At 59.4% G+C, this 14,839-nt stretch carries 7 protein-coding genes; 4 read left to right on the top strand and 3 right to left on the bottom strand.

The features are described from left to right. The first annotated feature begins 249 nt into the window (after positions 1-249). The gene (locus J3P93_RS24455; RefSeq protein ID WP_434592785.1) at positions 250-7,401 is read left to right on the top strand and encodes a TcdA/TcdB pore-forming domain-containing protein; all 7,152 of its coding nucleotides are present in this window, start codon (positions 250-252) and stop codon (positions 7,399-7,401) included. An 83-nt stretch (positions 7,402-7,484) separates the two neighbouring features. Here J3P93_RS24455 and J3P93_RS24450 read toward each other — a convergent pair whose 3' ends face one another. Further along, a complete protein-coding gene (locus tag J3P93_RS24450) occupies positions 7,485-8,081 on the bottom strand; it encodes a MarC family protein (protein WP_025111770.1) in 597 nt (198 codons plus the stop codon). 232 nt (positions 8,082-8,313) lie between these two features. On the opposite strand from J3P93_RS24450, the gene J3P93_RS24445 reads away from it, so the two are divergent. Genes J3P93_RS24445 through J3P93_RS24435 form a run of 3 tightly spaced genes read left to right on the top strand, consistent with a single transcriptional unit; the run spans position 8,314 to position 10,509 of the window. Then, a complete protein-coding gene (locus tag J3P93_RS24445; protein WP_434592782.1) occupies positions 8,314-9,114 on the top strand; it encodes a hypothetical protein in 801 nt (266 codons plus the stop codon). Positions 9,115-9,170: 56 nt separating this feature from the next. After that, on the top strand, positions 9,171-9,875 hold the full coding sequence (locus J3P93_RS24440; RefSeq protein WP_434592779.1) for a hypothetical protein: 705 nt from the start codon (positions 9,171-9,173) through the stop codon (positions 9,873-9,875). Next, positions 9,868-10,509, top strand: coding sequence for a hypothetical protein (locus J3P93_RS24435; protein WP_434592777.1), 642 nt, complete (start codon positions 9,868-9,870; stop codon positions 10,507-10,509). The genes J3P93_RS24440 and J3P93_RS24435 overlap by 8 nt, the downstream gene beginning before the upstream one ends. A 13-nt stretch (positions 10,510-10,522) precedes the next feature. Here J3P93_RS24435 and J3P93_RS24430 read toward each other — a convergent pair whose 3' ends face one another. Together J3P93_RS24430 and purD are read right to left on the bottom strand one after the other, a co-directional pair. Next, a complete protein-coding gene (locus J3P93_RS24430; protein WP_434592774.1) occupies positions 10,523-13,297 on the bottom strand; it encodes a response regulator in 2,775 nt (924 codons plus the stop codon). A 97-nt stretch (positions 13,298-13,394) separates the two neighbouring features. Further along, entirely contained in the window at positions 13,395-14,690 is a 1,296-nt protein-coding gene (purD, locus tag J3P93_RS24425) for a phosphoribosylamine--glycine ligase (protein ID WP_093105171.1), read from the bottom strand. Positions 14,691-14,839: the final 149 nt, after the last annotated feature.

Below are 14,839 nucleotides of genomic sequence, written 5' to 3'. Positions count from 1 at the left end.
CATCCGGTCAAAGTTCCTGTCTGAATCTTGCCGTTTGAAACCGGACGATGCTTGCGTCAAGAACGCCGCTTTGGCTCTCTGGTCGATGACTGGCGGGCAACTTATATGTTGCCGGATGGTGCACGTGAACAACGTGACTGTTATTCGATGTTTCTCCGGTAATCATTTGAGTTTTGTGCTTTTTGAAGTCGCTGCATGGGCGGCATAACTTCGTCCAGGTTCACTTTAATGAATCAGGGATGAAGGCTTATGGGTGTCATGGAGCAGTATGTCGGCGAAACGGATTTTATTTCTGCCGAAGATTATTCAGCGCTGCAACGCGCCTTGAAGGAGTTTTCCGCTACTGGGGAATATGCCGAGTTGGCAGCGCTTTACGAGAGCGCCGGCAGGGCCTCGGATTTCACTGAAAAACTGCAAATCGTAACGCTTTTCCTCGACAACTTCGAACGCTTGGCCAAGCGCAAGACGGCGCCCATGCCGGTGGCCATCGATCGAATCGAAAACCGGCTGCGCGATTACGCGACGCGCCTGGCGGCAACGGTGAGCATGTTCAGTGACGTACCCGCGCCAGTGCCAAAAACAATGCACTTTGTCTGGGTCGGCGGCAGCCAGGTTGGCGCTATCCAGCGTGATTACATGAATATCTGGCGTCAGGTCCTGGCCACAGAGGGCTACCAGTTCAATCTCTGGTACGACAGCGATGCCTTGCTGGCTTTCGAAATGAATCGGGTCATTTCCGACAGCGCGCGAGTGGATGCGATGGAGTCGGGCGGTGACACTGTGAGCCGCCCCGCTGCGCTGGCAACGATGATCGAAGATCGTGCGCGAGTCTTGAAGCGCGAGATGTTCGATTTTCTGCAACAACCGCAATGGCAAGGCAAAACCGATCAGGCCCGGATCGAATTGATGGTGCGCGCTTACGGTAAAGACCGGGCGACACTGGAGAACTTTCGGCAGCAATGTTTGCAGACCCATCAGCAAATGGCCGGCAGCGACTTGCAGTTGCGCGACGTTCGCCGGGAGTTTCACGGGCATTTTCTCGCCGATGTCTATCAGCGTGAAGTGGCGATGCGCGGCAACTTCGCCGCCGCCAGTGATGTTGTGCGCTTGCAGGCGCAGTACCTGGAGGGCGGGCATTACAGCGACATGGATTACTTGCCGCCGCTGGCTGAAAGGTTGGGTGGCGTCGATATAAGCAAGTTCGATGACGTGCAACGCTTGGGCGTGTTGCAACTTTTGCTCAATCACGATGAAACATTGCTGCCGGGTCGCGACCGCCTGCGTTATGCCGATCGCACCGATACCTTGCCTGCTGCCGATCTGGATGCGTTGCTGGCCTTTGCCCGCAGCAAACCCGGCGTGACGCAGATATTCGTCGCCCCGCTTGAAAGCCGCAGCCCGGCTCACGGTTTGCGCATGGGTACGCAACTGGACCGGGAAATGAACGCCTACATGCTGGCCCAGCCGCACAGCGAAATGACTCTCGCGGTCATGCAGTTGATCCGGTTCAACTACGACTGCCTTCAAGCCGTTGAACAGTCAGTAATGGCCTCGTCGGTGGATTGGTCACAGACCGAGCGATTGCTCGATGTGATCGAGAACCTGATGAACGAAAAAATCGATGGGGGGCAACTGACGCGAACACAGCAGGATTTTCTCGGCAGTCTGAGCGAGGCCATTTTAAATTATTACCGTGATGGCATCCGCGTCGGAGCGCGCGGCACCATTGCGCTAACCGGACCCGGAGCGGCGGTGACCGGGGTAAGGAACTATGTTGAAACTCGTCTGTTCGCACATGATGTGGTCAAGGTTCAGCAACACTTGAAATTGGCCGAGGGCTACAACGTCCAGACCGAAGAAGAAATGATCTCCGGCTGGACCGTCAATGACGATGAGGCGCAGTGGCTGGCCAAAGAGCAGGAAAAATGGCGCAGCGGCAAACTCAAGTCGCGTTATACCGGCCAACTGGCGGATCTGCTCAAACCGCAACAGACGCTGACGTTCAAGCAGGGCTGGCCGGTGGTGGGCGGTAAACCGGTATTGCTGACGTCGGTCCTGCAGCAATGGATGGATGACCTCGGCGAGCCCTTTGTCCGGGCCATGCGCGAAAAACTCAGCGGTGAGATCACCTTCACCGATGCTTTGGCCATCGGCTTCGACACGCGGCAGTTGATTGCGGCGCAACCGCAGGGCGAGCTGCCGGTTTCCCATGGCGCCGAAACGTCCAGCAATTTCAACGAACTGTTCAGTCGGATTGCCCATGACGCGCTGCCGCTGCAACAACTCAGTCCGCTGGTGCGGGTCATGCTCGGTGGGATTTTCGGTGCGGACAGTCTGGACGATGCGGGCTTTGCGGGCGCCTGGCAGACCGTGCGTGAGCTTGCCGTGGCAACCGATGGCGACGGCACTTTCGCGCGTTTTGACGCCATCGAAAAAGCCATTCAACAGCGCCCGGAATTCGCGACGGCGCTGACGTGGGGTGAGGCGCATGAAGTGCTGACGGCGCGTGAACTCAAGATCCAGGCGCTCTTCGAAGCGCTGACGGTGCGGCAATGGAGCGAGCGTATCGGGCAGATCAAGCGCACCGCGCAGCGTGAATACCGCACCCGGATCATTCAGCGCAGTGCGCAGGTGCGGGAAATGTTCATCAGCGCCGGCGCGACCTCGGCCCGGCAACTGTCGCAGGATTTGCTGATGCAGACGACCAGCGACCCAGGGCGCCGGTGTTATCCACTGGCGCTGTTGATGGGCGCAGCGGTGGCCGCCGGCGAGTCGGCCGAGCGCACGCTGGTCGGGCATGTCGCTACGGCCAACATCGATCCTGAACACACCAGCTCACGGGCGTTGCTCAGTGCGCTGAACGAATTGCGAACTGTCCCGACCAACGCCATTGGCAAGCCTCTTGGCCTGCAGAATCTGGACTCGCTGATGCAGCAACTGGAGGCGAAAACAGCTTCTACCGTCCTGTTGCTCGACACCGGCGATCACGCGTTATTGATGGCCAAGGTGCAAGTAGACGGCCGGTTCGTCTATCGCTTCTACGACCCGAACTTTGCCATCTACGCGTTCGCCACAGGTGCCCAGGCCAGGCTTGGCGTGGAGCGTTATCTGAGTGCAGGCGATAGCGCACTGGCCAGACTTTACGGTCTGGGCGACATGGCGGCTGCGCACTTCGACATCATCGAACTGAACACTGAGGTGATCGCCGCGCGCAGGCTGTCGGCGGGGTTGCGCGTGGACAGCTTTTTACACTCGCCTTCGAGCGATTCGCGCCGTGCCTCGGTCTGGGCCAGACAAGCACTGGCGCGCCAGCGCTCGCTCAGCGAAAACGCGCGCATGGGCACAAGCCTGGCGCAAGTGGATGCACGGTACTGGTCGCAGGCATTCGGCGAGGCCACGCAGCAATTGCGCAGTGAACACTCGCTCGGGCGCGAATATCTGCCGTTGCTCGACACCCTCAAGCCGCAGGCGGACGGCGCTTTTTCGCTGACTCTGGTCGATGCGCAAAACCCCCGTCAGGCGCGAACGGTCAGTACAATCGACCCTCGATTCAACACGCTTAAAGAGCATCTGCAGCGGTTGGTCAAAGCGGCCAAACCCGCGGCCCCGGGGGAGTCTGACGGCGGCAGTCGCTTGAGCTTTGCCTTTGCGATCCAGACCCTGGTCACCGAAATGCGCCAGCGCGATTACCAGGCTGGCGATCAGTTGCCAGCCCTGTCAATTGCCCTGCAAGTGCAGGTCTACGTCAGTTATGCCCAGCTGGGTTTCGGTGTGGTCAGCGATACCGCACAGGTGATCAATCTGGTGCGGCAGGTGGCCGCCAGTGAGCAAGCGCTGCTGTTGCGTCAGTCTCCGCTGGCCAGCCGTGTACTCGGGCCGGCAGCCACTGGTGTCGGCTTTGCGTTCTCGCTGGTCAATATCGGCTTCGACATCTACAACCTTTCGCAGGCGCAGAACCACGAGCAGCGCTCACGTTTTTCCACGTCGCTGGTGTTCAATGTGGCGGCATTGGGGCTGGACATTGCTGCGCTGGCAGTCGGTGGAACGGTCGGCGCGGCGGCAGCCATTCTGTCCGTGCCGTTGCTCGGTATCGGCATCGGTGCCACCGCGATTGCCAGCAATCTGGGGCAAATCGCCGACAAGGCTACGGCGGTCGGCAATCATTTGCGTGCCATCCACAACGCTTACCAGCCAGGCGCTTTTACCTTTGCTGACGGGACGCTGCAGTTCCCGCCCGAAGCCGTCATTACCCAGCTTGATCTGCAAGACCGGCAGGTTCGTTTTGACAGCCAGCGGTTTTATCCGTGGGGTGGCGGCCCGCTTGAGTTACCGCAGTACAACGATGATCCGAAGCAGCTCCACCGATCGCTGAACATTCGCCAGGCCTTCGGTCTGGCCGAGAGCGCACCGCTGGATATCCGCGACGATGCTGCGCTGCATACCGTGGTGCTGCCCTGCACGCCGCTTTGCTATTACGGTTACGAATACCAGCTAGGAGGCGCCGGCTATGTCTACGAGGCCTTGCCGGGAGAGCAGGTTGAACCGCGTAGCGCCAGTGAACATCCCGACCCGAACTGGTTGTCGTATTTCAATCCATTCTCGGCACTGGGCGATACCCTGAGGACACAGCTCGATGAGCGCATTCACACTCGCTACCCACAATTGCGCAACAGTGTGGCGGACAAGCTCGAATACGATGAGCGAGGCAACCGGCGTTTTTATCTGCACAGCACGCCGTCGCTCAAACACATTCTCTACAAGCTGCATCCGGTCTATAAACCGACGACGATTGGCGTGCAGCTCAACGAGCATGTTCGTCAGTTGGCGGTGCCGACGTTGCCGGTGGAATGGCTGCACAAAATTTCCTATGAAATCACCGCCATGCCCGGTCACTGTCAGTTGCGCCTGACGCGCGGTTTGCGCGAGGTGAAATTTAACGGTTTTGGCAAATGGCTGGTGCATGCGCCCTGGGTCAATCTCGAGCAGGTCCGCTTTGCTGATGCAGTGATTGCGGATGACGACGGCCCACGGTTATATCTGGCGGGGCGTCAATTAACGATTGACGGCATCGTGCTATCGGCTTTCGAGGGGCTGATCGAACTGGCCGGAGGTGAACTGTACGAGCTGGACTGGCAGGACAATGCATTGCGCCTGGTGTCCGTTACGCTTGGCGATACCCACCATTGGCGCGATGTCCTTGCGCGACTAGGCAAACTCGGTGACGAGGATCGTCTGGCCGCTGGCTATCTGAGGCTTGAGCGATTCAACGTGCCGTTCACCCCGGCCAGCCGCCCGCTGAGGACCACGGCTTTTTACGATGGCCCGCGCAGACGCCTGTTATACGCGCGCAACCTGCCTGGCGCGGTCAACGATGGCTTGCTGCTGGGCGCCGCCACGGCAGATGAAGCGTGGTTTTATCATCCCGATCACGCCACCGTCTGGCGCGTCAATGTGCTCAGCGGGCTGGTCGTGCAGCGCTATCGTTTGCTGAGTCTGGAACCCGGCACGAAAATCAGCGCTTTCGCGCAACTCGCAGACGGCACTCTGCGCGTCTCGCAGCAGTTGGTCGAGCGGAAAAACCTCAACGTGCAAACCACGCTGGAATTTCATCTGGCTGACAAGGACGTGACACTGACCGACATCACGCTAAGGTCGCGCGGGTTGGAAAATTCCCCCCTCAAAGCTGAAGAAGGCAGCCGTATCGCGTTTTTCCGACATCGCCAGAAACCGCCTCGCGCCTATGCCGACGAAACTCCCGGCATGGCGCCGGCCATCAGCACATGGCGCTACGCACCGTATATTCATGCGCAGGCTTATTCCTTCGATCAACTGCTTGAGCGAGCCTGGATCGGCGCGGAAAACGGCCGCTACTTGCGCGCCGAGCCGCACAGTGACGCGGACAGAGTGTTGCTCATGCCGCGATCCGCTGATCCGGCCACGGCACGGCTGTTCTACAGCAAGCAAAGCCAGATGCTCAGCCATGGCATCGAACTGCGTGACAATGTTTTTATGCAGCAAGCGCTGGCGCGGGATGTGGTTGACATCAGACGTGTCGGTGACAGCTACCTCGCCACGTTGAGCGATGGTCGACTGTTCGAGATCGACCTGGGTGCCCGTGAGGATAACGGGTTGTCCGAGATAGACAGGGACGTGTTGCAGTTCGTCGGCCTCAGCCAGCGCTGGCTGCAACAACATCCCGACTGGCTGGCCGCACTGCCGGCGCTGGCCAGGCAATACAACAGCGCAGCATTTGCGATCATCGGCTTGCGCGCCCAGGCAGGCCAGCCCTTTCTCGCGGCGTGGTGCGTGGACGAAAAGCTGGTACTGACGCAAACGCCTGGCAACCATGAGCTGACGTTACTGGGCCTGACGCCGGACCGGCAAGCCGTCTGGCTGCTGGATTCCGATGCCGGAGCAATCTGGCGGCAGACGCTGGTGTCATTCGAGGAAGCTCGCGCGGCGTTCGGCAACAGCAGCGTCGTGCAGCATCGCCAGGCCTTGCCACAGGCCGAACCGGTCTGGTCATCGTGGACATTCGGCGAAGTCCTGCCGCAGGGCGATGGCCTGCTCGGACGCACCCGTGAAGGCGTGACGCTGCAACTGCAGGATCAACAACCGGCGCGGATTGTCGGCACGGAAAATCGCTGGTCCTGGCGACTCGGCGAAACGCCCGCACAATTGTGCGAGCGTTTGAAGCAACTGCTGGACGGACACTCTCATGCCGCCTTTCTGCCCGTCGAAAATACCGGCAATCGCTACCAATATTACGTGCCGACGCTGAATCGGCTGTTCGATGTGTCCGCCCGGGAGGATGGCCAGTGGGCGACGTTCCTCGGTACGCGTGACGCAGACAATCCGCTACTGCTCGACCCGATTGATGTCTTGCTCTTCAGTGCCGGAACGACCGACGGCGTCTGGTTGCCGGGCAGCCATGCCCAGCGTGATGCGCAGGTCATGGCGCTGCAGGTCAGCGATGACCTTACTGAGGTCTCGCCATTGCTGGTGGACGGCGTGAACACGTTGATCCTGAGCTTTGGTTCGTACACGGAGGGCTACCGGATTTCGGCCGAAAGCTGGCAGCGTCTGGATTGCCTTGTCGTCGATGTGCGGCGTCCGTCCGCCAGCGAAGCGTCGGAGCCAGGCTTGCTCGCGCTCGACGTGGGGGAGTGTGGGCATTGGTTGATGTCGCGGGTTGGTGACGAGCTGCTGCTTGCCGATCCGGACAATGGTCGCAGTCTGATCGTGCGCCACGCCCAGGAGCAGAGTGCCTGCGAGTTGGCGCTCAGTGTCTCGGGTCACCTGTATCTGGTCGCGCTTGAGCAATGGTTGCTGGCGTTCGAGGCCGCACAGGACAGCGACGCCACCGCTACGCTGGCGACCGTGACAGAACAGTTGCCTTGACGGGTTGAGCCCCCACAATAAAACGCCGCGAACGTTGCCGTTCGCGGCGTTTTATCGATCGCTGCAAGTACAGCTGCCAGCGCTCAAGGCACCAGATAGCCTTTGACGCCGGTAAAAATGATCTGCGCTGCCAGCGCGCAAACAAACAGGCCCATCAAGCGGCTGACGATCTGCAGACCCTGATCACCGAGGATTCGCTCGATGCGGTTCGATAGATAAAGCACCACCCCCACCGTGAAACTGGCCAGCGCAATACTCATGATTGCCGTGAGCTTGTCGTCCCAATGCGGTTGGCTGACGCCCATGACCAGTAATGCACCGATGGTGCCGGGGCCGACCGTCAGCGGAATGGTCAGCGGCACGATGGTCACATCCTGCTGTACGTTATCGGCCTGTACTGCCGGCTTGCCCTGCGCCATACCCAGCGCGGAAATGAACAGCACGCTGCCGGCACCGATGCGGAACGCATCCACCGTGATGCCGAACACATCGAAGATCACCCGCCCGAACAGATACAGCAAGACGCTCGACACCAGCGTCGCCACCGCGACCTTCCAGGCCAGACGCCGCTGCTCCTTGCGCGAGTAACCGCGGGTCAGGCTGATAAAGCAGGACAACACGAAGAACGGGCTGTAAAGCACCAGCATCTTCAGATAAACGCTGAACAACACGTGAAGCATGGTCTTGTCTCGCAGCAACGAACAATGGTAATGGAGTCTATCAGTGCTTCAGGTTGTTGTGTTATCGACTTTCGTGGCTTGTTTTGTTTTAGTTATGGTTGCTGCTTAGTTGCTCTTTTATAGTTCTGGTAATTGCTGTTACATGTTTTGGTTTGTGGGTTTGCGCTGATCTTGGTTATGGTTGTTTTCGCAAGTTAATGAGAACTTGCTTAAATGATGATAAGGAATTCAGATGAGCACTCAAACTATCAAGCAACTTCAAATAAATAACTGCATGAATGCTCTGCAGCAATATGAGATTGACGCGCTGCCAATGATTCAAGGCCGTAGTATTGCCTTGAATCTGAATTCGGGTGACACCGTGGAAGCGCCGACCAGGGCGTCTGTTGTAGGCGAAGGCGTTTTGGCTTTTTCTGGCCAACTGACTGCTGACAATCGCACCGATGCACAGAATGCTTTCCTTTTCGCGACCCTCGTAGCCAGCAAGAAATACCCGCTCGAGAGCCAGGGCTACGAGTGGTACTTGCTGTTCCGCGAAGTCATGACCAATTCGGGCTGGACGCCTGTTTCCAAGTACTACAGCGATATGGAAGTCGCCGGCACCAGTGTGCGAATGGACAAACTGGTACTGGAAATTCTCGGCTCGGTAGTTGCTGGCCTGGCGGTACCGGGCCCTGCGACCGCGCTGATGCTGAAAGTGGCGAACGATGCCATCACTGCCTTGCAAAAGCGTGACACCGCCTTGACCCTGTACGAACGTAATCTGTTGGCGCACGGTGTTGGCGGTCTCACCAGCGGCGTCTGCACCGAGCTCAACGGCGAAGCCATCATGGCCGTCGGCACGGTACGTTTCTTGCGCCGCAATACTTCCACTAAAGTCCTGTTTGTCGATGTGGATGTGCGCAATGTGAAGCTTTATCGCGGTGAAACTATCTTCGCCAAAAATACCGAAATTGCCGACAAGGCTCGCGACCTTATTCGTAGCAAACTGGGTATCAGTATTATTTCGAAAATCGAAGAGTATGAGTGCTGATTGAAAAGAGGAGGGCAGCCGTCGAGGCTGCCCTTTTTTATATATGGAGGTAGTGTATGGATGATAATTTTCAGGTACTGACAGTCGGCGCGGGAATCATCGTCATACCCGGCGATGAATCGCTGGATATGTATGCTGATTTGCTTGATTCAATTTTACTGGCCCAACTGGTTGCGAATAAAAAGTGCGAAAAAATGTCGTCCGTCAATTGGTACGACACCTACGTGAGTGTTCTTGATGATTTCTGGTTGCGCCAGCAAAAGTCACATCAGACATGGCAGCGCAGTGGTTCCGTGGATGAGTCTGCACTGGCGTTCTTCAGTGACGCGTTGGGTAATGATGCGCTGCCGGAAACGCAAGTAATAGGTAGCGTTCTGGGGCAAGTGGCACAGATATCGGGTGACGATCCTGCGATCCAGCGTTTGCGCAGTTTCATGAAGGTACCTGTCGCGATCGAGCCGGTTACTGCTTCAGCGCCATCGGACGCAGTGCATTTACTGGTGGCTGTCGCCAACTCACCCACGTCATACACCAGCGCGTTTGTTGAGTTTGAAACCCGGCGCGAGCTCGGCCAAAACCCGTTTCAACAGGCGTATAAAACTGAAGACATTCAAGGGTTGGTTCACGTGCGCCACTCGCGCGCGACGCTGGCCGAAGGTCGCTACGGCGACGCGCGCGAGGCCATCGCCAGAAAAATCAGGGACAAGCGTGCTGACAATGTAGCAGTCCTGAGTTTGCCAGGGGAGATGCCACATGACTGATCTGGTTGCACCACAAGCCGCTGTGGTGGGCGGCAGTGTCGTGGCGTTTGCCGGTGGCTTGCCAGCGTCTCATCGCGACGACATCTACATGAGCACCGCCTATGCGCAACGAGCGACCCGCGCAGCGTTCGAAGATGGCCTGTCGGGCGACTGGTTCGAGTATTACAGCAATGTGTTGAGGTTCATCGGGTGGGACGTGCCGAAACCGCAGACGCTGGCGCCGTCGAACACCTCCCTTATGGCCGGTCACGCCACACAACGTATCGCCAGCGTATGGGGTGAGTCGTTCTCTGAACCGATGCGCCTTGCATTGCGGGCGATGGAGCGTAATGCGTTGGCACTCGAGCTGTTCGAATCCACGAGTGTGCGCGCCAACGTCGGTTACTTCCAAATGATCCCCTGCATCATGAATGGCCCGAACAAGGTCCAGATGGGCGTCTATCATCGTCAGTTCGAGATCGAGCGAGTGGCTGGCGGATTTCTGTTCAGTGAAGATGAAACACTGATTCATAACAGCGTTGAGCAAGTCGCTGCGATTACATTCAACACGCTGTATTACGCCCAGTTTCGCGACAAGGTGAAACAATCGGTCATTACCGGCTCGCTCAAATATCTCAGCGGTCTGGAGATCTGAATGACTGGCCGACTTAGAACGTCGAGGCCGTGCGGTTCTGCTGATCGCGCTGGGCCACCCAATGCTCGATCAACTCGCGCAACTGCGACAACTCAACCGGTTTGGACATGTGCCCGTCCATGCCGGCCTGACGCGCGCGTTCCTTGTGCTCAGCGAGAATATGTGCGGTCAGCGCGACGATCGGCGTGCGAACACGCTGGTTGCTGACTTCCCAGGCGCGCAATTGCTGAGTCGCCGAGAAGCCGTCGAGAATTGGCATTTCGCAATCCATCAGCACCAGGTCGTAACGCTGGGCCTTCATCGCTTGCAGCGCTTCTTCGCCGTTGGCGGCGGTGTCCGGTTGCAGGTTGAGCTTGCCGAGCATGCCGCGAATCACTTTGGTCGAAATGGTGTTGTCTTCGGCCACGAGGATGCGGAAATCGCTCGGTACTTTCGCCGCCGTGGCCGCCGTGAGCACTTGCGGCTGGAACACGGTCTGGCCTTTGTTGCGCTGATTGAGCTCGTCGGCCAGGGTGGTTTTCAGGGTGTAGCCTGCCACCGGTTTGGCGAGGATGCGTTTGATCCCCGAGTTGCGCGCAATGATCTTGCTCGGCGCATTGCTGATGCCGGTGAGCATGATCAGCAGGATGTCGTGATTGAGGCTCGGGTCTTCCTTGATCTTGGCCGCGAGCTGCATGCCGGTCATGCCCGGCATGTTCTGATCGAGCAGCACCACATCGAAATAGTCACGCAGGTGCGCCTTGGTCCGCAGCAGGGCCAGCGCTTCCTTGCCCGACGGCACGGCGCTGACATTCAAGCCCCAGGCACTGCACTGCTGGACCAGCACTTTGCGGCAGGTGTCGTTGTCATCGACCACCAGCACCCGCGCGCCTTGCAGTGGGCTGTCGAGGTCAGAGGTCGGGTGTTCGAGGCGATCGGGATCCAGCGGCAGTGTCAGCCACAGGGTACTGCCCTGCGTGGCGCCGCTCTTGACGCCGAATTCGCCATTCATCAGGCGGATCAGTTGCCGCGCGATCACCAGCCCCAAATTGCCACCCAGGCGGTTGGCCGACAGGAAGTGCTTGCTGTGCAGTTCGGCGTGCATCAGCGCGTCGCGTTCTTCCTGTTCCATCGGTTGGCCGCTGTCCTGCACCGCAATCCGCAAACGCGGCTTGTTGCTGCGCTCGTCGAGGGCGACGACGATCAGCACTTCGCCTTCATCGGTTTTCTTCAGGGCGTTTTCCAGCAGGCTCAGCAATGTCTGGCGCAGACGGGTCGGGTCACCGCTGATGACCCGCGGCACTTGCGGCTGGATGAAGCTGATCAGTTCGACGTTCTGCTGTTCGGCCTTGGCGCGATAAATGCTCAGGCAGTCATCGATCAAGGCGTTGAGGTCGAATTGCACGTCGTCCAGTTCGATCTGCCCGGACTCGAGCTTGGAGATGTCGAGAATCTCGTTGATCAGCGTCAGCAGTTCATTGCCGGCGCTGTGGATGGTCTGCACATAGTCGCGCTGCTTGACCGACAGCGGCGTACCCAGCAACAGTTCGGTCATGCCCAGTACGCCGTTCATCGGCGTACGGATTTCGTGGCTGATCTTGGCGAGGAACTCGGCTTTGGCGTTGATCTCGGCGTTGCTCGCGGCCAGATCGCGACTGACGCTGAAACGGCTCTCGGTGATGCTGCGCTGACGCTCGCCCAAGGCGACGCTCATCAGCAGTCCGCTGATGCAGATGAACACCATCAGGATCATGATCAGGCCTTGCGGCGATACCAGTGTCAGCCCCAGCAGCGCCGGCAGAATGATCAGCGTGCCGATGTTGAACACCACCATCGCCGCAACGAACAGCCGCGCCGGGCGGTAGCCTTTCTGCCAGTGGTAGAAGCCGACGAACAACATGCTCAGGCCGGCCAGGGCCACCAGCGCGTAAGTGATGATGTTCAGTGGCAGGGTGTTGACGAACAACAGCAGCAGGCTGCACGTGACGATGAGCAGAATGTCGCCAAGCAACAGTTTGTTCAGCGGGTGCGGGCCGAGCGGGGCGAAGTAACGGTAAGCGAACATGAGTCCGGCCGGCGCGGTCAGCAGCAGCGCCAGGTAAGCGCCCGGCGTCTGCACGGCATGCCAGTTCGGCAGCCACGGCCCGGCGAGATTGAGCAGCAGCAACAGGCTCAGGCCCAGCAAACCCTCGCAGACCGCCAGCCACAGGCTGCTGCGCGAGCGCGAATAGGCGTAGCGCACGAGGTTGTGCAACAGCAGCATGCCGAGGCAGCCGAACAGCAGGCCGAACAGCAGCGTCTGATGGTGGTCGGCTGCGCTCATCACCGCCGATTGCAGGGTGACGTGCGGGCGCAACTGATGGTCGGAAACCATGCGCAGATACACGTCGAGGGGTTTATCGCTCTGCGGCAGCGGCAGCATGAAGTCGCTACTCGGCAGCAGTCGTTCGGCCTGAGGCTGGTCGGTGCCGGTGTTGCGCTGCTCGATCAGCCTGTCGCCGTCGAGCACATACAGATTGAGCTGCGAAAGGTCCGGGGCAAAGATGCGCAGTACCTGTTCATGCTTTCCCGGCGCCAGCCTGAAACGCAGCCACAAGGCGCCATCGGGCGCGGCCGCGGTGAGGCGGTCGAGTTCGATGGGGCTGAATTGATTGGTGTAGCGGGCAGAGCGGATATCGCTCAGTTGCAGATTGCCCTGATCGTCAAGCAATACCGACCAGCCACTGCCTTGACCGGCGAGGGCCGGAAGCATGCAGAGCAAGGTCAGCAGCGTGACGGTGAAGCTTATGGCAATCCTGAGCCAGCGCACGGCGAAATCCCTTCGTAGGTTGATGCCAGAATATAACGACGCGCGGCGGCAGAACAGCCCGGCGAGGAAGGACATTCCACGCCGGGCATGACTCAGCTTATTGCTGGGTTTCGCCACGTTCACGGGCAATGGCACGGTAGCCGATGTCCTTGCGATAGAAGCAGCCTTCCCAGTCGATGGCCGCAGCCAGCTTGTACGCCTGCTGCTGCGCTTCACCCACGGTTGCACCCATGGCGGTGGCGCACAGCACGCGACCACCGGCGGTGACGACGGCGCCGTCTTTCAGTGCGGTACCGGCGTGGAATACTTTACCTTCCAGGCTTGCCGCTGCCTCCAGACCGTTGATCGGCGCACCCTTGGCGTAGTCACCCGGGTAGCCACCGGCGGCCAGCACGATACCGACGCTAGGACGCGGATCCCACTGCGCTTCAACCTTGTCCAGCGCTTGCGCCAGCGCGGCTTCGACCAGCAACACCAGGCTCGATTGCAGACGCAGCATCACCGGTTGGGTTTCCGGATCGCCGAAGCGGCAGTTGAACTCGATGACTTTCGGATGACCGGCCTTGTCGATCATCAGACCGGCATAGAGGAAACCCGTGTAGACGTTGCCTTCGTCGGCCATGCCGCGCACGGTCGGCCAGATCACCTGGTCCATCACGCGCTGGTGCACGTCGGCGGTGACCACCGGGGCAGGGGAGTAAGCGCCCATGCCGCCGGTATTCGGGCCGCTGTCGCCGTCGCCGACGCGTTTGTGGTCCTGGCTGGTGGCCATCGGCAGGACATTCTTGCCGTCGACCATGACAATGAACGAGGCTTCTTCGCCATCAAGGAATTCCTCGATGACCACCCGCGAACCGGCGTCGCCGAACGCGTTGCCGGCGAGCATGTCGCGCACGGCGTCTTCGGCTTCAGCCAGGGTCATGGCGACGATGACGCCTTTGCCGGCTGCCAGGCCATCGGCCTTGATCACGATCGGCGCGCCTTTTTCACGCAGATAAGCCAGCGCTGGCTCGATCTCGGTGAAGTTCTGGTAGTCGGCGGTCGGGATCTTGTGGCGCGCAAGGAAATCCTTGGTGAACGCTTTCGAGCCTTCGAGCTGCGCAGCACCGGCGGTCGGACCGAAGCAATCCAGGCCGCGGGAGCGGAACAGATCGACAACACCGGCGACCAGCGGCACTTCCGGACCGACAATGGTCAGGGAAACGTTTTTCTCGGCAAAATCGGCCAGTTGCTCAAGCGCCAGCACGTCGATGGCGACGTTCTCGCACTTCGCTTCGATTGCCGTACCGGCGTTGCCCGGCGCGACGAAAACCTTCTGCACACGCGGATCCTGAGCCACTTTCCAGGCCAGAGCGTGTTCACGGCCACCGCTGCCAATGATCAAAACATTCATTTCAAAAACCTCGGATGACGCTAATTCTGTTGAGCGCCGCAGGGACGCTGATCGTTCCCACGCTCTGCGTGGGAATGCCTCTACGGACGCTCTGCGTCCGAGGGACGCGGAGCGTCCCGGGCTGCGTGCCCACGCAGAGCGTGGGCACG

Origin of the sequence: Pseudomonas sp. R3-57 (assembly GCF_051132065.1) — a bacterium.
Taxonomy (GTDB): domain Bacteria; phylum Pseudomonadota; class Gammaproteobacteria; order Pseudomonadales; family Pseudomonadaceae; genus Aquipseudomonas.
This window is presented reverse-complemented; position numbering and strand designations above follow the sequence as displayed.